This window comes from Streptomyces sp. NPDC046881 (assembly GCF_040645015.1).
GTDB lineage: Bacteria > Actinomycetota > Actinomycetes > Streptomycetales > Streptomycetaceae > Streptomyces.
In genome coordinates this window covers 70,846-94,535 of record NZ_JBEYXJ010000012.1, presented here as the reverse complement: position 1 = coordinate 94,535, position 23,690 = coordinate 70,846, and the positions used below count along the sequence as shown (strand labels likewise).

The 23,690-nt window shown below is 72.7% G+C and carries 21 protein-coding genes; 9 read left to right on the top strand and 12 right to left on the bottom strand.

What is annotated here, in order from left to right:
• Nucleotides 1–161 precede the first annotated feature (161 nt).
• Both ABZ923_RS09085 and bldG read right to left on the bottom strand, forming a co-directional pair.
• Nucleotides 162–596, bottom strand: a complete 435-nt coding sequence (locus ABZ923_RS09085; protein ID WP_361468732.1) for an ATP-binding protein — start codon at nt 594–596, stop codon at nt 162–164.
• A gap of 216 nt (nt 597–812) precedes the next feature.
• A complete protein-coding gene (gene bldG / locus ABZ923_RS09080) occupies nt 813–1,154 on the bottom strand; it encodes an anti-sigma factor antagonist BldG (RefSeq protein WP_010986038.1) in 342 nt (113 codons plus the stop codon).
• 82 nt (nt 1,155–1,236) lie between these two features.
• Between bldG and ABZ923_RS09075 the strand changes: the two genes are divergently transcribed.
• Nucleotides 1,237–3,720 (top strand): DEAD/DEAH box helicase, encoded by a 2,484-nt coding sequence (locus ABZ923_RS09075; RefSeq protein WP_361468730.1) that lies wholly within the window; start codon nt 1,237–1,239, stop codon nt 3,718–3,720.
• Nucleotides 3,721–3,953: 233 nt separating this feature from the next.
• On the opposite strand, the gene ABZ923_RS09070 is transcribed toward ABZ923_RS09075, so the two are convergent.
• The 7 genes from ABZ923_RS09070 to ssd all read right to left on the bottom strand — a co-directional run bounded on the left by ABZ923_RS09070 (nt 3,954) and on the right by ssd (nt 9,375).
• Entirely contained in the window at nt 3,954–4,409 is a 456-nt protein-coding gene (locus ABZ923_RS09070) for an Rv3654c family TadE-like protein (protein WP_361468727.1), read from the bottom strand.
• Between the two features lie 125 nt (nt 4,410–4,534).
• Entirely contained in the window at nt 4,535–4,885 is a 351-nt protein-coding gene (locus tag ABZ923_RS09065) for a TadE family type IV pilus minor pilin (protein ID WP_361468789.1), read from the bottom strand.
• Nucleotides 4,886–4,907: 22 nt separating this feature from the next.
• Nucleotides 4,908–5,108, bottom strand: a complete 201-nt coding sequence (locus tag ABZ923_RS09060) for a DUF4244 domain-containing protein (protein WP_361468724.1) — start codon at nt 5,106–5,108, stop codon at nt 4,908–4,910.
• Nucleotides 5,109–5,187: 79 nt separating this feature from the next.
• Nucleotides 5,188–5,967, bottom strand: a complete 780-nt coding sequence (locus ABZ923_RS09055; RefSeq protein ID WP_361468722.1) for a type II secretion system F family protein — start codon at nt 5,965–5,967, stop codon at nt 5,188–5,190.
• 179 nt (nt 5,968–6,146) lie between these two features.
• Nucleotides 6,147–7,010 carry a type II secretion system F family protein gene (locus tag ABZ923_RS09050; RefSeq protein ID WP_361468719.1) on the bottom strand — a complete coding sequence of 288 codons (864 nt, stop codon included), beginning with the start codon at nt 7,008–7,010 and terminating at the stop codon, nt 6,147–6,149.
• A 5-nt stretch (nt 7,011–7,015) separates the two neighbouring features.
• Nucleotides 7,016–8,272 (bottom strand): TadA family conjugal transfer-associated ATPase, encoded by a 1,257-nt coding sequence (locus ABZ923_RS09045; protein ID WP_361468716.1) that lies wholly within the window; start codon nt 8,270–8,272, stop codon nt 7,016–7,018.
• Nucleotides 8,269–9,375, bottom strand: a complete 1,107-nt coding sequence (ssd, locus tag ABZ923_RS09040) for a septum site-determining protein Ssd (protein WP_361468713.1) — start codon at nt 9,373–9,375, stop codon at nt 8,269–8,271. The genes ABZ923_RS09045 and ssd overlap by 4 nt, the downstream gene beginning before the upstream one ends.
• A gap of 592 nt (nt 9,376–9,967) precedes the next feature.
• Between ssd and ABZ923_RS09035 the strand changes: the two genes are divergently transcribed.
• Complete coding sequence (locus ABZ923_RS09035) at nt 9,968–10,798, top strand: HAD-IB family hydrolase (protein WP_361468711.1); 831 nt, start codon at nt 9,968–9,970, stop codon at nt 10,796–10,798.
• A gap of 341 nt (nt 10,799–11,139) precedes the next feature.
• Here the strand turns inward: ABZ923_RS09035 and ABZ923_RS09030 are convergent, their stop codons facing one another.
• The gene (locus ABZ923_RS09030) at nt 11,140–11,964 is read right to left on the bottom strand and encodes an oxidoreductase (protein ID WP_361468708.1); all 825 of its coding nucleotides are present in this window, start codon (nt 11,962–11,964) and stop codon (nt 11,140–11,142) included.
• Between the two features lie 101 nt (nt 11,965–12,065).
• On the opposite strand from ABZ923_RS09030, the gene ABZ923_RS09025 reads away from it, so the two are divergent.
• Nucleotides 12,066–13,046, top strand: coding sequence for an ATP-binding protein (locus ABZ923_RS09025; RefSeq protein ID WP_361468705.1), 981 nt, complete (start codon nt 12,066–12,068; stop codon nt 13,044–13,046).
• Between the two features lie 3 nt (nt 13,047–13,049).
• Here ABZ923_RS09025 and ABZ923_RS09020 read toward each other — a convergent pair whose 3' ends face one another.
• Nucleotides 13,050–14,315 carry a hypothetical protein gene (locus ABZ923_RS09020; RefSeq protein ID WP_361468703.1) on the bottom strand — a complete coding sequence of 422 codons (1,266 nt, stop codon included), beginning with the start codon at nt 14,313–14,315 and terminating at the stop codon, nt 13,050–13,052.
• 338 nt (nt 14,316–14,653) lie between these two features.
• On the opposite strand from ABZ923_RS09020, the gene ABZ923_RS09015 reads away from it, so the two are divergent.
• The 6 genes from ABZ923_RS09015 to ABZ923_RS08990 all read left to right on the top strand — a co-directional run bounded on the left by ABZ923_RS09015 (nt 14,654) and on the right by ABZ923_RS08990 (nt 22,467).
• Nucleotides 14,654–16,993, top strand: coding sequence for a SulP family inorganic anion transporter (locus ABZ923_RS09015; RefSeq protein WP_361468700.1), 2,340 nt, complete (start codon nt 14,654–14,656; stop codon nt 16,991–16,993).
• A gap of 98 nt (nt 16,994–17,091) precedes the next feature.
• Nucleotides 17,092–19,047, top strand: a complete 1,956-nt coding sequence (acs, locus tag ABZ923_RS09010; RefSeq protein ID WP_361468697.1) for an acetate--CoA ligase — start codon at nt 17,092–17,094, stop codon at nt 19,045–19,047.
• Nucleotides 19,048–19,232: 185 nt separating this feature from the next.
• Nucleotides 19,233–20,669: a Na+/H+ antiporter NhaA gene (gene nhaA / locus ABZ923_RS09005; protein ID WP_361468694.1), complete on the top strand. Its 1,437-nt coding sequence runs from the start codon at nt 19,233–19,235 to the stop codon at nt 20,667–20,669.
• 68 nt (nt 20,670–20,737) lie between these two features.
• Nucleotides 20,738–21,229, top strand: a complete 492-nt coding sequence (locus ABZ923_RS09000; protein ID WP_361468691.1) for a phage holin family protein — start codon at nt 20,738–20,740, stop codon at nt 21,227–21,229.
• A complete protein-coding gene (locus ABZ923_RS08995) occupies nt 21,226–22,149 on the top strand; it encodes an alpha/beta hydrolase (RefSeq protein ID WP_361468688.1) in 924 nt (307 codons plus the stop codon). The genes ABZ923_RS09000 and ABZ923_RS08995 overlap by 4 nt, the downstream gene beginning before the upstream one ends.
• A 138-nt stretch (nt 22,150–22,287) precedes the next feature.
• Nucleotides 22,288–22,467, top strand: coding sequence for a hypothetical protein (locus tag ABZ923_RS08990; protein WP_358645516.1), 180 nt, complete (start codon nt 22,288–22,290; stop codon nt 22,465–22,467).
• A 12-nt stretch (nt 22,468–22,479) separates the two neighbouring features.
• On the opposite strand, the gene ABZ923_RS08985 is transcribed toward ABZ923_RS08990, so the two are convergent.
• On the bottom strand, nt 22,480–23,679 hold the full coding sequence (locus ABZ923_RS08985) for a MarP family serine protease (RefSeq protein WP_361468685.1): 1,200 nt from the start codon (nt 23,677–23,679) through the stop codon (nt 22,480–22,482).
• Nucleotides 23,680–23,690: the final 11 nt, after the last annotated feature.

Sequence of the window (23,690 nt, the reverse complement as noted above, 5' to 3'; positions counted from 1 at the left end):
GCATTGACGGCCAGTTGGTTGCTTGATCAAATTATCGGGATTTTTGATCGTGAATTCCTTCACGAATTCCCGGGGGCATCCGGAAAACGCGACAGGGGCCCTGCTCAGCAGGGCCCCTGTGCGATTGCTCGGGTCCGGACCGGTCCGGCCGGCCGGACGGGTCAGGCGAGTGCGGCGGCCGGCGGTGCGGTCGGCCAGGTCATGCGGATCAGGCCGCCGTTGCGCCCGGTGCTGACCTCCACGTCGTCGACGAGGCCGCTGATGACCGCGAGGCCCATCTCGTCCTCCTCGACCTCCGCGTCGCCGTCCTGCGCGGCACCGGGCGTGTCGCCGCCCGGAGCGGCGTGCGGCGCCTCGTCGCCGACCTCGATGGAGAACTGTTTCTCCTCTTCGATCAGCGCCACCTTCACCGGTGCCGTGACGCCGCTGTTCTGGTGCAGTCCGACGGCACGGGAGCAGGCCTCGCCCACGGCGAGCCGCACCTCGTCCAGGACGGCCTCGTCCACCCCGGCCCTGCGCGCCACCGCTGCCGCCACCAGCCGGGCGGTCCTGACGTGCTCGGGCAGCGCGCTGAAGCGGAGTTCGACGGTGGCCATGCATCCCCCTCGCGACTACGGGCGTGCGGTCGGGGGCGGGGCCGCCGGGCGCCCGCACCCCAGGTGTACTTCTGTGCCCCGGCCCGCCTCCTGCGCATCCTCTGCGTCGGTCCGGGACGGGACCGGCCGGACGGGACCGGCCGGCGTCCGGGCCCCGCAGGAGCCCGTCGCCGGCAAGTGGTCCGGATCGGTCGTGACCGATCAGTCGGTGACCGATCAGTCGGTGGCCGCCACCGCTTCCTCGACCGAGGTGTGGATCGGGAACACCTTGGTGAGGCCGGTGATCCGGAAGATCTTGAGAATGCGCTCCTGGTTGCAGACCAGGCGCAGCGAGCCCTCATGGGCCCGAACCCGCTTCAGGCCGCCGACCAGCACGCCGAGCCCGGTGGAGTCGAGGAAGTCCACGCCCTCCATGTCGACGACGAGGTGGAAATTCCCGTCGTTCACCAGCTCGACCAGCTGCTCGCGCAGCTTGGGCGCGGTATATACGTCGATTTCGCCACCGACCTCGACGACCGTACGATCGCCGACGGTACGGGTCGACAGGGACAGGTCCACGGATCCTCCAGCACCTTGCTATCGAGCGGTTCGCCCCTCGGGCACCTCGGCTTGCGGCCCCCGGGACGCTACGCCAGCCGCGATGGCATTCAATCACTTACCGGCAGGCGTGCACGACGCCTTGACTCCATTGTCCGTCACGCCAGTGACACACTCGGTGCCGATGGCCAAGAATCACCGATCCGATCGACCCCAGGCCCACGCGGCCTCCCGCCCGTCTCCGGGCACAGTCCTGGACCGGCTCGCCTCCGGGCCGAGCCGGGCTGCGCGCATCACTCATACGGAGCACTTGCCCCCGCGCGCGGGTCGCCATGCCGTCTGGCCTGAGCGGATTCGGTCCGAGGTGATCGCGGCCGTCCAGGCGTGCGGCATCCAGCACCCGTGGGCGCACCAGGCGCTGGCCGCGGAGCACGCCCTGGACGGCGACTCGGTGGTCGTCGCCACCGGCACCGCCTCCGGCAAGTCCCTCGCCTACCTCGTGCCCGTCCTGTCCACCCTTCTGGGCGGTGCCGAGGCGCCGAACGGCCGCGGCGCGACCGCCCTCTACCTGTCCCCCACCAAGGCGCTCGCGGCGGACCAGTGCCGGTCGGTGAAGGAACTTTCACAACCTCTCGGCACCTCGGTACGCCCGGCCGTGTACGACGGCGACACACCGGTCGAGGAACGGGAGTGGATCCGCCAGTACGCCAACTACGTCCTGACCAACCCGGACATGCTGCACCGCGGGATACTCCCCGCCCACCCGCGCTGGTCCTCCTTCCTGAAGTCGCTCAAGTACGTCGTCATCGACGAGTGCCACACCTACCGGGGCGTCTTCGGCTCGCACGTCGCCCAGGTGCTGCGCCGGCTGCGCCGCCTGTGCGCCCGCTACGGCTCCTCTCCCGTGTTCCTGCTGGCCTCGGCGACCGCCGCCGAGCCCGCCGTCGCCGCCCGGCGGCTGACCGGCCTGCCGGTCGTGGAGGTCGCCGACGACGCCTCCCCGCGCGGGGAGCTGGTCTTCGCCCTCTGGGAACCCCCGCTGACCGAACTCCAGGGCGAGCGGGGTGCACCCGTACGGCGTACCGCCACCGCCGAGACGGCCGATCTGCTGACCGACCTGACCGTCCAGGGCGTGCGCTCGGTCGCCTTCGTGCGTTCCCGGCGCGGCGCCGAGCTGATCTCGGTGATCGCCCAGGAGCGGCTCGCCGAGGTGGACCGCTCCCTGGTCCGGCGTGTCGCGGCCTACCGGGGCGGCTACCTCCCCGAAGAGCGCCGCGCGCTGGAACGCGCGCTGCACTCCGGCGAGCTCCTCGGCCTCGCCGCCACGACGGCCCTGGAGCTGGGCGTGGACGTCTCGGGCCTGGACGCGGTGGTGATCGCCGGCTACCCGGGCACACGCGCCTCCCTGTGGCAGCAGGCGGGCCGCGCCGGCCGCTCCGGCCAGGGCGCCCTCGCGGTCCTCGTCGCCCGCGACGACCCGCTGGACACCTTCCTGGTCCACCACCCCGAGGCCCTGTTCGACCGGCCGGTGGAATCGACCGTCCTCGACCCCGACAACCCCTACGTCCTCGCCCCGCACCTGTGCGCCGCCGCCGCGGAGCTGCCGCTGACCGAGGAGGACCTGGACCTCTTCGGCCCCGCCTGCGCGGACGTGCTGCCGCAGCTGGAGGCCGCGAAGCTGCTCCGGCGCCGGACCAAGTCCTGGCACTGGACCCGGCGGGAGCGGGCCGCCGATCTCACCGATATCCGCGGCGCCGGCGGCCGTCCGGTGCAGGTCGTCGAGTCCGGCACGGGCCGTCTGCTCGGCACGGTCGACGCGGGCGCCGCGCACTCCACGGTCCACGAGGGCGCCGTCCACCTGCACCAGGGCCGCACCTACCTGGTGCGCTCCCTGGACCTGGAGGACTCCGTCGCCCTCGTCGAGCAGGCCGACCCGCCATACTCGACGGTCGCCCGCGACACCACGTCCATCTCCATCCTGGAGACGGACACCGAGGTCCCGTGGGGCGCCGGCCGCCTCTGCTACGGCTCCGTGGAGGTCACCAACCAGGTGGTCTCCTACCTCCGCAGACGCCTGATCACCGGCGAAGTGCTGGGCGAGACGAAACTCGACCTCCCTCCTCGTACGCTGCGCACGCGCGCGGTGTGGTGGACGGTCACCGAGGACCAGCTGGACGAGGCCCGGATCACCCCGGAGATCCTCGGCGGCTCCCTGCACGCCGCCGAGCACGCCTCCATCGGCATGCTGCCCCTCTTCGCGACCTGCGACCGCTGGGACATCGGCGGCGTCTCGATCCCGCTGCACCCCGACACGCTGCTCCCGACGGTCTTCGTCTACGACGGCCACCCCGGCGGCGCGGGCTTCGCCGAGCGCGCCTTCCACACCGCCCGCGCCTGGCTCTCGGCCACCCGCGAGGCCATCGCCTCCTGCGAGTGCGAGGCCGGCTGCCCGTCCTGCATCCAGTCCCCCAAGTGCGGCAACGGCAACGACCCACTGCACAAGAGGGGCGCGGTCCGCCTGCTCACGGTGCTGTTGCGGGGGGCACCGGAGGAGAAGCCGACGGGGGATGGGGAGCTGCTGGGTTAGGGGTTGGGTCCAGGGCCCGGGGGGCGGGGGGCTCGGTCTACGGGTGGCGATGGTTAGGGCTGGGTCCGTGGGCCGGGGGATGGCTTAGGGCGGGGTCCACGGGCCGGGGCTGGCGACTCGCGGGCTCGGTGGCTCGGCGGCTCGCGGGCTGAACGGCTGACGGCTCACGGCTCACGGCTCACGGCTCACGGCTCACGGCTCACGGCTCACGGCTCACGGCTCACGGCTCACGGCTACCAGCCTCCGGGCTGCTCGGCGTCTCCCGGCACCGGGGTGTCAGGCGCGCGCGGCAGGGCGGGCGGTGCGACGCGGGGTCCGCCCGGTGCGCTGGGCGGCAGCGGAGCCGGCGGTCCCGGCGGTCCCGCTCTCGCCCTGACCTCCGCAGTGAACGGCCCCCGTCCCGCGGTCGCCGTCACCTCCGAGGTGTCGCCCACGATCGCGCAGCGCACCAGCCGCACCTCCTGGGCCGCCACCAGCCGCTCGGCCCGGGCGCAGGCCGCCGTGCCGCCCTCGGCCCAGTGGTCCGCCGCCGCGAGCGCGGCCAGGTCGGCGCCGCCGGCCGCCCGGTGCCGTTCGACGACGGCCTGCCCGAGCGCGAGCACGGCACCGAACACCACGCACAGCACGGCGATCGCCCCCAGACTCCAGACGGTGGCGGACCCGCGATCGGAGTCGTGCCCCTGCCCCATGTCCCCAGCGCTGCTGCGTGGCGCCTCAGCGCCGCCCCGCCGGCCGTTCCACCGCCGGTGCAGGCATCCGACCCGCCCCCGGCCATCGGCGCGTCCGTGCCCCCGGCCCGCTTCACCCCCACGCGTCACGGCCCCGCCTCCCCCGCTCCCGGCGCCGCCCCCACCGTGTCCTCGGCGAGCGCCACGGCCTCCTCCCGTACCTCGAACGGCAGCCCGCTCAGCACCGGTGGTCTGGCCACCACCGTCACGCGGACCCGGTCGCCCTCGCGGGCGACGGTCACCCGTGCTCCCCGCGGTGCCGCTTCCCGGGTCACCGTCACCACCGCGTCGGCCGGGTCCTGACGGGCGGCGGCCCGGGCGCCCGCGCGGGCCGCGTCCACGCACTCGATCTGCGCCGCCACCACGAGCAGCCCCCAGACCAACGCCATCGTGAACGCCACCAGCACGGACAGCACCACGGCCGCCTCCGCGGTCACGAACCCCCGGTCACCGCCCCGCTCACATCCGCGCACTGAGCGCCTTCTTCACGATGTCCTGCAGCTCCGCCTGGACCTGACCGCTGTTGACGACCTTGTAGAGCACGAACGCGAACGCGACGGCCGCGATGATGCCCATGGCGTACTCGGACGTCACCATTCCGGTGTCCTTGCGGCCCGCCCCGCGCAACCGGAGCACCGCTTTCCTGATCTTTCCGAACATTCCAACCCCCGTGAGGCTTCGATCCGTTGCCGTTTCGGCGCTTACCTGATGTCCGTGTGCTGGTCCGCTCCCGTCCTCCTCAGCTGCCTCCCATCACCCCGCCCGCCAGTCCGATCACGACCGGCAGCACCCCGACCGCGATGAACGCGGGCAGGAAGCACAGGCCGACCGGCGCCGAGATCAGTACGGCCGCCCGGCGTGCCCGGGCCGTCGCCGTCCGGGCCCACTCCGCGCGCGCGTCCGACGCGAGGCGGGAGACCGGGCCGACCGCGGGCAGCCCCGACTGACCGGCCCGCTCCAGCAACCGCGCCAGCACGTCCGCACCGGGCAGCGCCGCCAAGCTCCGCCAGGCGTCCGCCGGTTCACCGCCGAGCCGGACCTCCGCCGCGCCGCGCGCCAGCGCCTGGCCGACGGGGCCACCGAGGGCCTCGCCCACCGCCTGGGCGGCGATCACCGGACCGGCACCGGCCGCGATGCAGGCGGCCAGCAGGTCGGCGGCGAGCGGAAGTTGGCGCGCCGCCCCGGCGGTGTCGATCACCTCCTGCTGACCGGAGGAGGTCTGCCGGCCCCGCCACCGCCACAGCGCTGCCCCCACGCCCAGCCCGAGCAGGCCCCCGGTGACCCCGCCGACCAGCACCCACACACCGCACGCCGCACCGGCCGCCGAAAGCCACCGCCGTACCGCACCGGGGATCACGAACGGCCTTCTGGCCGTGGGGACTCCGTGCCCCAGCAGCTCAGCCGCCCGGCGCCGCGCCCGACGCCGACGCCGCGCCAGCTCCAGCCATCGGGCGGCCCAGCCGAGGGCCAGCGCGGCGGCCACCGCCGTCCCCAGCCTGTGGACGACTTCCCCGCTCATACCGTCCGCCCTTCCCCCGCCACCCGGGCCTCCGGACCGCTCGCCGCATCGCCCACCAGCCGCCTCCCCCTGTCTCCACCCGCCGCCTCGCGCACCGCCCGCCTCATACCGACCGCCCTTCCGTCGCCCACACCCGCACCTAGCGCCACCTCTCACACCGCCGTCTCACACCACCCGCCTCACACCGCCTCCGCCCCCCGCACGATCCGCACCGCCCACCACATCCCGGCCACCTCGAACACCGCCCCGGCCGTCAGGCAGCCGAGGCCGGCCCCGCTGTGCAGCAGGATCCGCAGGGGGTCCGCGCCCATGGCCGTACCGAGGAGCAGGCCGAGGGCGGGCAGTGCGGCGAGCAGCACCGCGGTGGCGCGGGCGCCCGACAGCTGGGCGTGCAGGTCGGCGCGTTGGTCGCGCTCGGCACGCAGCGCCCCGTCCAGCCGGTCCAGGCCGGCCGCCAGCCCGGCACCCCGGTCCACAGCCACCCGCCAGCACGCGGCGAGTCCGAGCAGGCCTTCCGCGCCCGGCTGCCGCGCCGCCGCCGCCAGCGCGCCGGGCACGTCCCCGCCGAACCGTGCCGCCGCCACCACGGCGGCCTGTGCGTCGCCGAGCCCGCCGGAATCCCGCGCGGCCCGCAGCAGCGCCTCCCCCGGCTGCCGGCCCGCCCGCACCTCCCCGGCGAGCGCCCCGCACAGGGCGATCACCGTGTCGGCCCGCTGCTCCCGTGTACGCCGGGCCTGCCGGGCCAGCCGCATCCGGCGGAGCACCGGGACCCCGGCCGCCCCCGCGACGACCGGAATCACCGAGGAACCCAGCAGGGCGAGCACGAGCCCGGCGACGAGCGCCCACCACTCGGCTCCCCACCGGCCGCACCGGCGCCGCAGTTCCGCGAGGGCCTGCTCCCAGGCGGGCGGCCCCGTCGCCACCACCCCGCCGCCGGCCAGCAGCAGCCGTGCCCGCCGCATCCCGTAGTGCCGCCCGCCCAGCAGCCAGGCCAACGCACCGAAGCAGACCAGCGCGGCCCCCATGGACGTCTCACCGATCATTCCGGTCACCTCTCCCGCGCTCCACGAACCTCGTCCGTCATCCCGGACTCACCGGTCGCTCCCGGACCCGCGAAGGCTCCCTCCAAAGCCGCGGAACCCCCCAGGAGTTGCCGCAGCCGCTCCCATCCCCGCTCCCGTACGAACGCCCGCTCGCCCCATCGCAGGGCCGGTACCGTCCGCACCAGCCCGGTGCCGTCCCGCTCCAGCACATGCACCTCGGCGATCCGGCGCCGCCCGGACCGGTCCCGTACGAGGTGCACCACCACCGAGAGGGCGGCCGCCAACTGGCTGTGGAGCGCGGCCCGGTCCAGTCCGGCGGCCGTGGCCAGCGCCTCCAGCCGGGCCGGCACATCGGCGGCGGCGTTGGCATGGACCGTGCAGCAGCCGCCCTCGTGACCGGTGTTGAGGGCCGCGAGCAGGTGCACGACCTCCGGTCCGCGTACCTCGCCGACGACCAGCCGGTCCGGCCGCATCCGCAGCGCCTGCCGCACCAGGTCCTCCAGGCTGACCAGGCCGGCGCCCTCCTGGTTGGCGGGCCGGGTCTCCAGCCGGACGACGTGCGGGTGCTCCGGCCTCAGCTCGGCCGAGTCCTCGGCGAGCACGATCCGCTCACCCGGTCCGACGAGCCCGAGCAGGGCGCTCAGCAAGGTCGTCTTGCCACCTCCGGTGCCACCGCTGACCAGGAAGGACAGTCGTGCCTTGATCAGCGCTCGCAGGATCCGGTCGCCGCCGGGCGGCACCGTGCCGGCCGCGACGAGCTCCTCGACGGTGAAGGCCCGGGGCCGCACGACCCGCAGGGCCAGGCAGGTGCAGCCGACGGCCACCGGGGGCAGCACCGCGTGCAGCCGGGTGCCGTCGGGGAGCCGGGCGTCCGCCCAGGGCCGGGCGTCGTCCAGCCGGCGTCCGGCCACGGCGGCCAGCCGCTGCGCGAGACGTCGTACGGCCGCCGCGTCGGGGAAGGTCACCGTCGTCAGCTCCAGACCGCCGCCGCGGTCCACCCACACCCGGTCGGGAGCGGAGACCAGGACGTCGGTGACGTCGGGGTCGGCGAGGAGCGGCTCCAGGGGACCGGTGCCGACGAGTTCGGAGCGCAGGTGTTCGGCCGCGCCGAGCACCTCCGCGTCGCCGAGCACGCGGCCTTGTTCGCGCAGTGCCTGGGCCACGCGCGCGGGGGTGGGTTCGGCGCCGCTCTCGGCGAGCCAGCGGCGGACGCCGTCGAGCAGGGCCGCGCCGTCGGCCCGGTCGAGTCCCGGCAGGGTCATCGGGTGCCTCCCGCCTCGACCAGGGCGCGTTCCCAGAAGTGCGCGCAGAAGCGGGCGAGCGGGCCGCGTCCGGTCGCGCCCGGGGGTTTCGCGCCGCCCCGTGGACGCAGCAGCGCCGGTTCGACGGGCACCTCACCGGCCAGCGGCAGGGAGAGCAGCCGGGCCACCTCGTGGTCGTCCAGGCCGGGGGCGTACGGCCCGCGGACCGCCACCCGCAGGTCGCGCACGACCATGCCGACGGCGGAGGCGACGCGGCCGGCCGCCGCGACCGCCCGCAGTTCGGCCGGGACGACGAGGAGGGCGAGGTCGAGCTGGGCGAGGGCTTCGGCGACCCCGTCGTCGAGACGGCGGGGCAGGTCGACCACGACCGTGCCGCCGCGCCGCCGCGCGGCGGCCAGCACCGCACGGACCGCGGGCGGCGGAACGGCGACGCAGTCACCGCGGTCCCAGCTGAGCACGCGCAGGGAGTGCAGTTCGGGCAGCGACTCCTCAAGCGCGCCGCCGCCGACCCGGCCGCGGGAGGCGGCGAAGGCGGGCCAGCGCAGTCCTTCGGTGCTCTCGCCGCCGAGGAGTACGTCGAGTCCGCCGCCGAGCGGATCGGCGTCCACCAGGAGTGTGCGCAGTCCCTCACGCGCGGAGGTGACGGCGAGCGCGCACGCGAGCGTGGACGCGCCGGCCCCGCCCCGGCCGCCGATCACCCCGACGGTGAGGGCCGGACGGCCGATGCCCTCGGCGACGTCGGCGATGCGGTCGACCAGCCACGGCTCGCCGTCGGGAAGCATCAGGACATGGTCGGCGCCGATCTGGACGGCTCGTTTCCACACCCCCGAGTCGTCCTGATCGCGGCCCACCAGCACCACGCCGGGCCGCCGCGCGGCCCCGCGCACCCGGCGGGCTGCGTCGTCGCCGACGAGCACGAGCGGCGCGGTCGCCCAGCGGTCGTCGGATTCCGGTACGCCGTGGTGGACCTCGGGTGTGGCGCCTGCCGCCGCGCACAGGCGCAGCAGATCGTCCAGGAGAGCGGCGTCCTCGGTGACGATGAGCGGCCGTCCGGGCCTGGCTGCGGGGCCGGGCGGCGGATCGTGTGTGACGGTTCCGGTCACGGGTGTTCCCCCTTCGCTGCACGGGCCGCGCAGCCTCCGCGACCGCGCGATTCCCAAAGGTGTGAAGAACCGGCAAGCGGCCTCCATATGAACGGCCGACAGAAACCGGCCATACGCGCTCCGGCAATCGGAACCGGCCATGAACTCGCCGCGGCCGGAGTGCGCTGGAATCACGGTGCAGCGATCCGCGAAATGATGTGGATCTTGCTCGAAAACTGTGGACAGGCCGGGGCCTGTGAATATCTTCGTCACCCATACCGGTGACCCCTGTACTGATCCGTGTGCGACTTCCACAGAGCAGTCTTTCGATTACGGTGCGTGACCGAACGTGGGCATGACGAAGGGGCGGCCGCAACGGCGCGCCGCCGGCCGTACAGCCGCGTGAGGAAAGGGGAGGAGCGAGAAAACGCGTCCGGACATGCGACGACCCCCGCCGGGGGGGAGAGCGGGGGTCGTCCCCACGGCCGACTCGGGGGGGGAGGAGTCGGACCGGGTTAGCACGGTCGCGAACGATCCGTGACTTCCATGGTGTACCCGAGAGCCCTCTCAGGCAAACCCACGCGCCCCACCTTACGCCGAATGGTGGGCGCCTATGCTCAGGGGCGTGGAAAACCACTCCTTGCCCCGCGCAGCGGCCTTCTTTGACCTGGACAAGACGGTCATTGCGAAGTCCAGCACGCTCACCTTCAGCAAGTCCTTCTACCAAGGCGGGCTGATCAACCGCAGGGCCGCGCTGCGTACCGCATATGCCCAGTTCGTCTTCCTCGCCGGCGGCCTGGACCACGACCAGATGGAGCGCATGCGCGAGTATCTCTCCGCACTGTGCCGCGGCTGGAACGTCCAGCAGGTGCGGGAGATCGTCGCCGAGACCCTGCACGATCTGATCGACCCGATCATCTACGACGAGGCCGCCTCCCTCATCGAGGAGCACCACGCGGCCGGCCGGGACGTGGTGATCGTGTCCACCTCGGGCGCCGAGGTGGTCGAGCCGATCGGCGAGCTGCTGGGCGCGGACCGGGTGGTCGCCACCCGCATGGTCGTCGGCGAGGACGGGTGCTTCACCGGCGAGGTGGAGTACTACGCCTACGGCCCGACCAAGGCCGAGGCCATCAGGGAGCTGGCCGCGTCCGAGGGCTACGACCTCGACCGCTGCTACGCCTACAGCGACTCGGCGACCGACCTGCCGATGCTCCGGGAGGTCGGACACGCGCACGCCGTGAACCCGGATCGCGCGCTGCGCCGCGAGGCACTCGCCCGCGGGTGGCCGGTTCTGGAGTTCCGCCACCCGGTCCCGCTCAAGAAGCGGCTGCCCGGGTTCTCCGTCCCGCCCCGCCCGGCACTGGTCGCGGCGGCGGCGATAGGCGCGGCGGCGGCGACCGCCGGCCTTGTCTGGTACGCCAACCGGCGACGCGGACCGGCGTGAACGGACGACCGTTTCGCCCTGTTTGAACCTGGAAGTAAAGAAGTGCGGGCTGGGGTTCCGCTTCCTCCCGGCTCGCGGTACAAAGAAGGTAGGCCCGCGAGACCAAAGGACATCCGCGAGGATCCCCTACCACTACGCACTTGGCCCCACGGACCCCGCATGAACACCGGGCACCCACGCGACGTCGACCCGTCGATTACGGGCCAGCCGCACCAGGTACGGGCAAAGCACCCCGACCTGATGGGCGACATATCGAGGACGCTTGGTAACCCGGTGAGCATGCCAGCGGCGGTACGAGAACTCGTACCGCCGCAACCCTTTTCCGCAGTCCTGCGGCCTCCTCAGGCCGCGCCGCGCTGCAGCGCCTCGCACACCGCGGTCGACTCGCGCACACCCAGCTCGACGGCCCGGCCGCAGTGGGCGATCCAGGCCGCCATGCCCTCGGGGGTGCCGGAGGTGTACCCGTCCAGGGCGGCCAGGTAGGAGGCGCGGCCCAGTTCGGCGTGGCCGACCTCGGCCGGACAGACCGCCTTCGGGTCCAGGCCGCTGCCGATCAGCACGATCCGCTCGGCCGCGCGCGCGACCAGGCCGTTGTGGGACGTGAAGGGGCGCAGCGCGAGCAGTTCGCCGTGGACCACGGCGGCCGTCACCAGCGCGGGCGCGGAGGTGCCCGCGATGATCAGGTCCGCCAGCCCCTCCAGCCGGCCCGACACCTCCTCGGCGCCCGGCAGCGGCAGCTCGACCAGTGGCTCGTCCACCGGCTCGCCGGCCTGGCGCGGCCTGCCGACCTGGTCGCCCCCGCTCGCCGCGGCCACCAGGTGCAGCCGGGCCAGCACCCGCAGGGGCGACTGGCGCCAGATGGACAGCAGCTGCCCCGCCTCGGCGGTGAGCCGCAGCGCCGCGCCCATGACGCGGGCCTCGGGGTCGACGCCGAAGTCGGTGCGCCGGCGCACCTCCTCCAGGGCCCAGTCCGCGCCGGAGAGCGCCGCCGAGCCGCGGGCACCGCGCAGGGCCGCCTCGGAGGTGATCTCGTTGCTGCGGCGCCGCATGACCCGGTGTCCGTAGACCCGGTCCACGGCCTTGCGCACGGTCTCCACGGACTCGGCCACACCGGGCAGTGCGCCCAGGGCCGCGAGCGGGTCGGCGGTCGCGCCTGTCGTACTCATGAGTACGACACTACGCATCCCACCGGCCCGCCCCACGAAGGAGTGGTCTTCTTCACTTTCTCGTGACACGTACAGCTATCGCCCGACTACCCTTGGTGAACATGAAAATTGCTTTCGTCGGGAAGGGCGGCAGTGGCAAGACCACGCTCTCCTCCCTCTTCATCCGGCACGTCGTGGCCACGGGCGCCCCCGTGGTCGCCATCGACGCGGACATCAACCAGCACCTCGGCCCCGCGCTCGGCCTCGGCGAGCGGGAGGCGGCCGCACTGCCCGCCATGGGCGAACAGCTTCCGCTGATCAAGGACTACCTGCGCGGCCACAACCCGCGCATCGCCTCGGCCGCGACGATGATCAAGACGACCCCGCCCGGCGAGGGCTCACGCCTGGTCCGGGTGCGCGAGCCCAACCCGGTCTACGACGCCTGTGCGCGTCCGGTGGAACTCGACGGCGGCGCCGTCCGTTTGATGGTCACGGGCCCCTTCACGGACGCCGACCTGGGGGTCTCCTGCTACCACTCCAAGACGGGAGCGGTGGAGCTGTTCCTGAACCACCTCGTCGACGGCCCCGACGAGTACGTCGTGGTCGACATGACGGCCGGTTCGGACTCCTTCGCCTCCGGCATGTTCACCCGCTTCGACATGACGTTCCTCGTCGCCGAGCCGACCCGGAAGGGGGTCTCCGTCTACCGCCAGTACAAGGAGTACGCCCGCGACTTCGGCGTCGCCCTGAAGGTCGTCGGCAACAAGATCCAGGAGCCGGACGACATCGACTTCCTGCGCGCGGAGGTCGGCGACGACCTGCTGGTGACGGTCGGGCGCTCGGACTGGGTGCGTGCCATGGAGAAGGGCCGGCCGCCCCGGTTCGACCTCCTGGAGGAGCCCAACGCCCGCGCCCTGGAGACGCTCCGGGCCACGGCGGACGCCACCTACGAACGGCGTGACTGGGAGCGCTACACCCGCCAGATGGTGCACTTCCACCTGAAGAACGCCGAGTCCTGGGGGAACGAACGCACCGGGGTCGACCTGGCGGCGCAGGTCGACCCCCACTTCGTGCTCGGCGAAAGCGTGGCGACGCCGGCCTGACGTCTACAGCTTGTCCGCCGGCGCCCCGGGCACGCCCTTGGGCGCCGGGGCCGGGCGGCCGGACAGGAAGGACGCCCAACCCTGCCGGGGCGCCTCGCCGACCTCCAGGGTGCGCAGTTTCGCCAGGGTCTGCGGGTCCTGGGCGTCCAGCCAGTCGGCCAGCTGGTGGAAGGAGACACAGCGCACCTCTGGCTTGGTGCACACCTCCTTCACCACGTCCTCGACGGCGCGCATGTAGGTGCCGCCGTTCCAGGACTCGAAGTGGTTGCCGATGATCAGCGGCGCTCGGTTGCCGTCGTAGGCGCGGTAGAAGCCCTTGAGGAGGCCGTCGCGCATCTGGTCGCCCCAGTAGTCGAACTTGTCGGGGTCGCCCTGGGTGTCGGTGCCGGACTGGTTGACCATGAAGTTGTAGTCCATGGTCAGCTGCTCATAGGTGTGGCCGGGGAAGGGGACCAGCTGCATGGACAGGTCCCACAGGCCCTGCTTCTTCTTGGGCCACAGCTGGTTGTTCACTCCGCTGGAGTCGTAGCGGAAGCCCAGCCGGCGGGCGGCCTTCATGAAGTTCTTCCGGCCTTCCAGGCAGGGGGTGCGGGCGCCGATCAGCTCCTTGTCGTAGTCGAAGGGGAGCGGGGCCGCCTGCTTCATGCCGTTGTTGGTCCGCCAGGACTTCACGAACTTCTTGGCCTGGGCGACCTCGCTCTCCCACTCCTCCACCGACCAGGTGCCGACCCCGCCGTCGGGGCCGCAGAAGTGGCCGTTGAAGTGGGTGCCGATCTCGTTGCCCTCCAGCCAGGCCAGCCGTACCTGCTCCAGGGTGTCGGCGATGCCCTGCTCGTCGTTGAACCCGATGTCGGAGCTGCCCGGTGCGTGCTGGGGCGGCTTGTAGAGCTCGCGTTTCTCCTTGGGCAGCAGGTACACGCCGCTCAGGAAGTAGGTCATCGTCGCGTTGTTCTCCTTGGAGACCTCGCGGAAGTGCGAGAACAGCTTCTGGCTGTCCTCGCCCGCGCCGTCCCACGAGAACACGACGAACTGCGGCGGCTTCTGACCGGGGCTCAGGCGCTCGGCTCGGGGCAGATTCGGTTGGGACCCGGTGTACGCGGTGGATCCGTCACCGATCGGCCGCAGGACGCTGCCCGGCGCCGGCGCCCCCTGCCCCGGGCCGGGCGCCCCTTCCTTCGTGCCGCTGGAGTCGGTCGCGCAACCGGCGAACGACGCCGCACAGGCCGCGGCGACCATGGCGCCGACGGCGATCCTCTGGGTGGCGGCCATCTTCCGCCCACCTTCTTCCTTCTCTCAGGCACACGCTGGCGAGGGCCGTTTTCTGGGGATATGCCGGGCTTGCACCGGCAGCGCCGCCAAGGTCGCACGTGATCGAGAAGGAATTAGTACGACAAGCCGATCAACTGCTCACTTCACTCCAGCGAGCGATCATCTGCCCCGTTTGCCCCTAAAAGCTATGCTCTGGCTTTACGTGCCATTACGGTTCTTTTACCGAGCGTTGAACCATCCCGCCGCTGCACGCCGTGACCCACGGCCGCGACCGAGCCCGCCCATCGCCGCGGGTCCCACCCAGTCCGCGACCGCGCCGCCCCGGAGGAGACGGGAACATGCCAGCCTGCGCACCCCCTCACACCCAGCACCCCCACCCGCCGCACAGCCCCGCACCCGCACCCCGCCGCTTCCGCGTGGCGGGCCCCGACCTGTCCGCGGCCGTCGCGGTCTTTCTGATCGCCCTGCCGCTCTCCCTCGGCATCGCCCTGGCCACCGGCGCCCCGCTCCAGGCCGGCCTCGTCGCCGCCGCGGTCGGCGGGATCGTCGTCGGCCGGCTGGGCGGCTGCCCCCTGCAGGTCAGCGGCCCCGCCGCCGGACTCACCGTGGTCACCGCCGACCTGATCCACCGTTACGGCTGGCGGGCGACCTGCGGCATCACCGTCCTCGCCGGCCTGGCCCAGCTCGGCCTCGGCTGCCTGCGGGTGGCCCGCGGCGCGCTCGCCGTCAGCCCGGCCGTGGTGCACGGCATGCTCGCCGGCATCGGCATCACCATCGCCGTCGCCCAGCTGCACATCGTCCTCGGCGGCAGCCCGGACAGCTCCGTCCTCGCCAACCTGCGGCAACTGCCCGCCCAGTTGGCCGACCTGGATCCGGCCGCCGTGTCGATGAGCGCCCTGACCCTGGCCCTGCTCATGGCCTGGCCGCGACTGCCCGGCCGGGCGGGCCGGTTGCTACGCCGGGTGCCGGCCGCCCTCGTCGCGGTCACCGGAGCCTCCGCGACCGCCGCCCTCGCCGGACTGGCCCTGCCCCGGGTGGAGCTGCCGTCCTGGCACAGCCACGCCCTGGCCGGACTGCCCGAGGGCCCGGCGCTCGGGATCGCGGCCGCCGTGCTCACCACCACCCTGGTGTGCAGCGTGCAGTCGCTGCTCGGCGCCGTGGCCGTGGACAAGCTGGTCGCCGCCCGGCCCGGCCCGCAGCCCCTCGTCGGCCGCTCCGACCTGGACCGCGAACTGCTCGGCCAGGGTGCCGCCAACATCGTCTCCGGGGCCCTCGGCGGACTGCCGATCGCGGGCGTGGCCGTGCGCAGTACCGCGAACGTGAAATCGGGTGCGGTCAGCCGGAACTCCACGATGCTGCACGGCGTTCTCGTAGTAGTCGCCGCGCTGCTGATGGTCCCGGTCCTGGAGGAGATCCCGCTCGCCTCCCTCGCCGCCCTGGTGATGGCCGTCGGCATCCAGATGGTGTCCCTGCACCACATCCGCACGGTGACACGCCACCGCGAAGTGCCGGTCTACGCCGCGACCACCCTCGGCGTGGTGGCCCTCGGCGTCCTGCAGGGCGTGCTCCTCGGGGTCGCCGTGGCGGTCGCCCTCGCCCTGCACCGCCTCGCCCGCACCCGTATCACCCACGAAGAGAAGGAAGGAGTCCACCACGTACAGATCCGAGGCCAGCTGACCTTCCTCGCGGTGCCCCGGCTCAGCCGAGCCCTGCATCTCGTACCCCAAGGCGCCCACGCCGTCGTGGAGTTGGACGGTTCGTTCATGGACCACGCGGCGTACGAGTCACTGCAGGACTGGCGCAGTGCCCACACCGCGCGGGGAGGCACGGCCGACCTGGCGGGCCGGCGCGGCGGGATCCGGACCGCCGAGCGGGCCCCGGCAACCGAGTGCCGGTGCCGTCCCTGGACCCCCTGGCGCAACCACCAGTCCTGCTTCGCCGCGGCAGCCGCCGCCCCGGCCGGGCAGGAGGCCGGCCGGGAACTGGCCCGTGGGATCAGCTCGTTCCAGCGCAACACCGCCCCGCTGGTGCGCGAGGAGCTGGCGCGGCTCGCCCGGGAGGGCCAGCGACCGTCCCAGCTCTTCCTCACCTGCGCCGACTCCCGCCTCGTCACGTCGATGATCACCGCCAGTGGTCCCGGCGACCTGTTCGTCGTCCGCAACGTCGGCAACCTGGTGCCGCCGCCGGGCGAGGAGCACGGCGACGACTCGGTGGCCGCCGCCATCGAGTACGCCGTGGAGGTGCTCGGGGTGCGCTCCATCACGGTGTGCGGCCACTCGGGGTGCGGGGCGATGCAGGCGCTGCTGGCCAGCGGGACCGACCAGGCGGACGGCCCGCTGCGGCGGTGGCTGCGGCACGGGGTGCCGAGCCTGGCGCGGACGGCCGGCGATCTCCGCGACCGGCCCCGGCTGGCCGGGCGGGCCCCCGCGGACGCGGTGGAGCTGCTGTGCCTGACCAACGTCGTCCAGCAGCTGGCGCACCTGCGGGCGCACGCACCGGTCGCCCGGGCGCTCGCGAGGGGGGAGCTGGAGCTGCACGGCATGTATTTCCACGTGGGCGAGGCACAGGCGTACCTGCTCGCGCGAACGGAAGGAGGAACGGTGTTCGAGGACGTCACCGAAGGCGTCGGCGGAGGTGAGGAGGCATCCGGAGGCCTCCGGGCCACCACTCCCGGATAGGTCTAAACCAATTTTTCCGCCGACCCTTGTCACCGACCCCCGGCGTCTGATGAGCTGTGGCCTGGGACACAACGGACACCCTTGGAAAGGGAGATGTCGTGAGCAACGAGAGCCTGGCCAACCTGCTCAAGGAAGAACGCAGGTTCGCGCCGCCCGCCGACCTGGCAGCGCACGCCAACGTCACCGCGGAGGCGTACGAACAGGCCAAGGCTGACAGGCTCGGCTTCTGGGCCGAGCAGGCCCGCCGGCTGACCTGGGCCAAGGAACCGACCGAGACGCTGGACTGGTCGAACCCGCCGTTCGCGAAGTGGTTCAAGGACGGCGAGCTGAACGTCGCGTACAACTGCGTGGACCGGCACGTGGAGGCCGGGCACGGGGACCGCGTCGCCATCCACTTCGAGGGCGAGCCCGGCGACAGCCGCGCGATCACGTACGCGGAGCTGAAGGACGAGGTCTCCCGGGCCGCCAACGCCCTGCTGGAGCTGGGCGTACGCAAGGGCGACCGGGTCGCCATCTACATGCCGATGATCCCGGAGACCGCGATCGCGATGCTGGCCTCGGCCCGGATCGGCGCGGCCCACTCGGTCGTCTTCGGCGGCTTCTCGGCGGACGCGCTCGCGACGCGGATCAAGGACGCGGACGCCAAGGTCGTCATCACCGCCGACGGCGGCTACCGGCGCGGCAAGCCGTCCGCGCTCAAGCCGGCCGTGGACGAGGCGATCGGCAAGGTCGACAACGTCGAGCACGTGCTGGTGGTGCGCCGCACCGGCCAGGAGGTCGCCTGGGACGGCGAGCGGGACGTGTGGTGGCACGAGCTGGTGGGCCGGCAGTCCGCCGAGCACACCCCGGAGGGGTTCGAGGCGGAGCACCCGCTGTTCATCCTCTACACCTCGGGCACGACGGGTAAGCCGAAGGGCATCCTGCACACGTCCGGCGGCTACCTCACCCAGGCGGCCTACACCCACTGGGCGGTCTTCGACCTCAAGCCGGAGACGGACGTGTACTGGTGCACGGCCGACGTCGGCTGGGTGACCGGGCACTCCTACATCGTGTACGGCCCGCTGGCCAACGGCGCGACGCAGGTGATGTACGAGGGCACCCCGGACACCCCGCACCAGGGCCGGTTCTGGGAGATCGTGCAGAAGTACAAGGTCACGATCCTCTACACCGCGCCGACGGCGATCCGGACGTTCATGAAGTGGGGCGACGACATCCCCGCCAAGTTCGACCTGTCCTCCCTGCGCGTCCTCGGCTCGGTGGGCGAGCCCATCAACCCCGAGGCGTGGGTCTGGTACCGCAAGCACATCGGTGCCGACAGGACGCCGGTCGTGGACACCTGGTGGCAGACCGAGACCGGCGCCATGATGATCTCGCCGCTGCCCGGCGTCACCGAGGCCAAGCCGGGTTCCGCGCAGCGTCCGCTGCCCGGCATCAACGCCACCGTCGTCGACGACGAGGCGAACGAGGTGCCGAACGGTGGCGGCGGTTACCTGGTGCTGACCGAGCCGTGGCCGTCGATGCTGCGCACCATCTGGGGCGACGACCAGCGGTTCATCGACACCTACTGGTCCCGCTTCGAGGGCACGTACTTCGCCGGGGACGGCGCGAAGAAGGACGACGACGGCGACATCTGGCTGCTGGGCCGGGTGGACGACGTGATGCTCGTCTCCGGGCACAACATCTCCACCACCGAGGTGGAGTCCGCGCTCGTCTCGCACCCGTCGGTCGCCGAGGCCGCCGTCGTGGGCGCCGCGGACGAGACCACCGGCCAGGCCATCGTCGCGTTCGTGATCCTGCGCGGCACGGCCTCGGAGACCGAGGCGCTGCTCGGCGAGCTGCGCGACCACGTCGGCGCCACGCTCGGCCCGATCGCCAAGCCCAAGCGGATCCTGCCGGTGGCGGAGCTGCCGAAGACCCGCTCCGGCAAGATCATGCGCCGGCTGCTGCGGGACGTCGCCGAGAACCGCCAGCTCGGTGACGTGACCACGCTGACGGACTCCTCGGTCATGGACCTCATCCAGACCAAGCTGCCCGCGGCACCCAGCGAGGACTGAACGGCACCTCGGGGGGCACCCGGCCGGCGAACGTGCCGGGTGGCCCCCGGGCGTCTACGGTGAAGATCACCGGACCCGGCGCGCGGCACTTTAGGTAAACTAAGCAAAGTGTCGTAGGACGCGGCACGCCAGGTGCGCCGGGAAGTCTGGTCGGCATGTGAATTCCGCCTGCCCGGAGGTCTCCCGTGACCGCGCCCCGCACCAGCCCCCGCAAGGTCCTCGGCCGTCTGTCCCTGCCCGAGCGGACCTTCGTCGCGGACGCGCTGCGCACCGAGACGCTCGGCGGTGTCCTGCTCCTCCTCGCCGCCGTGGCCGCGCTGCTCTGGGCGAACATCCCCGGCCTGCACCACAGCTACGAGACGGTCGGCGACTTCCACCTCGGCCCCGGCGCACTCGGCCTCCACCTCTCGATCGCCCACTGGGCCGCCGACGGCCTGCTCGCCGTGTTCTTCTTCGTCGCCGGCATCGAGCTGAAGCGCGAGCTGGTCGCCGGGGACCTGCGCGACCCCAAGGCGGCCGTGCTGCCCGTGGTGGCCGCGCTGTGCGGGATGGCCGTACCGGCGCTCGTCTACACGCTCAGCACCCTCGCCGGGGGCGGTTCCACGCAGGGCTGGGCCGTGCCCACCGCCACCGACATCGCCTTCGCGCTCGCCGTCCTCGCGGTCATCGGCACCTCCCTGCCCAGCGCCCTGCGCGCCTTCCTGCTCACCCTCGCGGTGGTCGACGACCTCTTCGCGATCCTGATCATCGCGGTGTTCTTCACCGACCGGCTGAACTTCGCCGCGCTCGGCGGGGCCGCCGCCGGCCTCGCCGTCTTCTGGGTGCTGCTGCGCAAGGGCGTACGCGGCTGGTACGTGTACGTGCCGCTCGGGGTCGTCGTCTGGGCGCTGATGTACAACAGCGGCGTGCACGCCACCATCGCCGGCGTGGCGATGGGCCTGATGCTGCGCTGCACCACCCGGGACGGTGAGGAGCGCTCGCCGGGCGAGCACGTCGAGCATCTGGTGCGGCCCCTGTCGGCCGGGCTCGCCGTACCGCTGTTCGCGCTGTTCAGCGCCGGTGTGTCGATATCCGGCGGGGCGCTCGCGGACGTGTTCACCAGGCCCGAGACGCTCGGCGTCGTCCTCGGCCTGGTCGTGGGCAAGACCGTCGGCATCTTCGGCGGCACCTGGCTGACCGCCCGCTTCACCCGGGCGGAGCTGAGCGAGGACCTGGAGTGGGCCGATCTGTTCGCGGTGGCGTCCCTCGCCGGCATCGGGTTCACGGTCTCGCTGCTCATCGGCGAGCTGGCCTTCGAGGGCGACGCCGTACTGACCGACGAGGTGAAGGCGGCCGTCCTCACCGGCTCGCTGATCGCGGCGGCGTGCGCCACCGTGCTGCTGAAGCTGCGCAACGCCAAGTACCGCAGGCTGTGCGAGGACGAGGAGCGCGACGAGGACCGCGACGGCATCCCGGACGTGTACGAGCAGGACGACCCGGCGTACCACCTGCGCATGGCCGAGATCCACGAGCGCAAGGCGGCCGAACACCGGCGTCTGGCGGCCGAGCGGGCAGCCGAGACGCGCCACGGTCTTGCGGAAGTGCCGGGCGGGGCAGGCGATGAGGACGACCGTCCGGCATGATCTGACGAGACGGTACAAATCAAGACGGTACGCAAGACGGTTACGAGAGACCTCAGAGGGAGAACGCGATGAGCGCACCCGACGGCAGCCCGGTCGGCGCCGAACGCAGCATCGGCCAGCTGTTCGCCTCGGCGACGACCGAATTGTCGGCGCTGGTGCACGACGAGATCGCACTGGCCAAGGCCCAGCTCAAGCAGGACGTGAAGCGCGGCGCGGTGAGCGGCGGGGCGTTCTCCGTCGCCGGCGCGGTGCTGGTCTTCTCCCTGCCGATGCTCAACTTCGCCCTGGCGTACGGCATCAGGACCTGGAGCGGCTGGAACCTGGCCGTCTGCTTCCTGCTGTCCTTCGCGGCCAACGTGCTCGTCGCCGGATTCCTCGCGCTGCTCGGCGTGATGTTCGCGAAGAAGGCCAAGAAGGGCCGCGGCCCGCAGAAGGTGGCCGCCTCGATGAAGCAGTCCGCGGGCGTGCTGCAGAACGCCAAGCCGCATCCGCGGCGCCCGGAGCTGACCGGGGAGCCGACTCCCGCGGCCATCGAGGCTGTGGCACGCTCGTCGTCATGACGGAACCCGCCGCCCCCTCGGCCGTACGGATCGAAGGTCCCTGGACCCACAGGGACGTCGCCGCGAACGGCGCGCGTTTCCACATCGCCGAACTCGGCGACGGGCCCCTGGTCCTGCTCCTGCACGGCTTCCCGCAGTTCTGGTGGACCTGGCGGCACCAGCTGACCGCGCTCGCCGACGCGGGCTACCGGGCGGTGGCGATGGACCTGCGGGGCGTCGGCGGCAGCGACCGCACACCCCGCGGGTACGACCCCGCCAACCTCGCGCTGGACGTCACCGGCGTCATCCGCTCGCTCGGCGAGCCGGACGCCGCGCTGGTCGGCCACGACCTCGGCGGCTACCTGGCGTGGACGGCGGCGGCCATGCGGCCCAAGCTGGTCCGGCGCCTGGCCGTGGTCTCCATGCCCCATCCGCGGCGCTGGCGCGCGGCGATGCTGCGTGACGCCCGGCAGACGGCCGCCAACTCCTACATCTGGGGGTTCCAGCGGCCGTGGCTGCCCGAGCGCCAACTGACCGCGGACGACGGCGCGCTGGCGGGCCGGCTGATCCGGGACTGGTCCGGGCCGCGGCTGCCGGAGGACGCGGTGGTGGAGACGTACCGGCGGGCGATGTGCATCCCCTCCACCGCGCACTGCTCGATCGAGCCGTACCGCTGGCTGGTGCGCTCCCTGGCCCGCCCGGACGGCGTGCAGTTCTACCGCCGCATGAAGCGGCCCGTGCGGGTGCCGACGCTGCATCTGCACGGCTCGCTGGACCCGGTGACGCGCACGCGCAGCGCGGCCGGTTCGGGCGAGTACGTCGAAGCGCCGTACCGCTGGCGGCTGTTCGACGGCCTCGGTCACTTCCCGCACGAGGAGGACCCGGTGGCGTTCTCCACCGAGCTGGTCAACTGGCTGAAGGACCCCGAGCCCGACCGGTGACGGTGCGGTGACGATCCGGTGCGCGGAGTATCCGATTCCTGAACGCTTGTCCCCCGAACGGCCACATGCCCGCCGCATAGGCCAATTGGGGGGCGCGCGGGCGGTTATCGACCTTCGGGCGGGGGCACACGTCCGGGTATGGGCTGGACGCACGACTACAGTGACGCACCCCGCAACCGCCGCTCGGCCACGGGCCTGAGCACGCCTCAGCGAGGCACCCCGCAACTCGCGGAAGCGGACCCCCGGGTGGGGATCCCGCGCATCCTGCGCCGCCGGGCCCGCTGGGTCTCGGTGCGCCTGCGTCACCCGCGGGGCTGAGCGCCACCGCCCTCACAGGGCGCAGCTGTCGGTACCCACCTGCTCGTTCGCCGCACGTCCCCGCTGCACGTCGGGCTTGATCTCGTCCGCCGTCAGGGCGTAGCCGGTGTCCGCGTCGTCGAGGGACTTGGCGAACACCACGCCGTACACCTTGCCGTCCGGTGTGAGCAGGGGGCCGCCGGAGTTGCCCTGGCGGACGGTGGCGTACAGGGAGTAGACGTCGCGGCGGACCGTGCCGCGGTGGTAGATGTCCGGGCCGTTGGCCGTGATGCGCCCGCGTACGCGCGCGGCGCGCACGTCGTACGAGCCGTTCTCGGGGAAGCCCGCCACGATCGCGCCGTCACCGCCGGCCGCGTCCTGGTTGGTGAACCGCAGCGCGGTGGCCTTCAGGTCCGGTACGTCGAGTACCGCGATGTCGCGCTTCCAGTCGTACAGCACGACCTTCGCGTCGTACTTGCGGCCCTCTCCGCCGATCTGCACGCGCGGCGCGTCCACGCCGCCGACGACGTGCGCGTTGGTCATGACGCGGCGGTCGGCGAAGACGAAGCCGGTGCCCTCCAGTACCTTGCCGCAGCTCTGGGCGGTGCCGGTGACCTTGACGATGGAGCGCTGGGCGTGGAAGGCCACCGGGCTGTTGGCGAGGGCCGGGTCGGGCGGCTGCACGTCCTTGATCGGCTCGTTGGAGAACGGGCTGAAGACCTGCGGGAAGCCGTTCTGCGCGAGGACGGCGGAGAAGTCCGCGAACCAGGTGTCGGCCTGCGCGGGCAGCGCCCGGGAGACACCGAGGAGCACCTTGGAGCCGCGGACCTCCTTGCCGAGCGTGGGCAGAGTCGTACCCGCCAGGGCGGAGCCGATCAGCCAGGCGACCAGGAGCATGGCGATGACGTTGACCAGCGCGCCGCCGGTGGCGTCCAGGGCGCGGGCCGGGGACCAGGTGATGTACCGGCGCAGTTTGCCGCCGAGGTGGGTGGTCAGGGCCTGGCCGACGGAGGCGCAGACGATCACCACGACGACGGCCACGACGGCGGCGGTGGTGCCGACCTCCGCCTTGCCGGTCACGGCGTCCCAGATGACGGGCAGCGTGTAGACGGCGACGAGACCGCCGCCCAGGAACCCGATCACCGACAGGATGCCGACGACGAAGCCCTGGCGGTACCCCACCACCGCGAACCACACGGCCGCGACCAGCAACAGGATGTCCAGCACGTTCACGTACGACACCC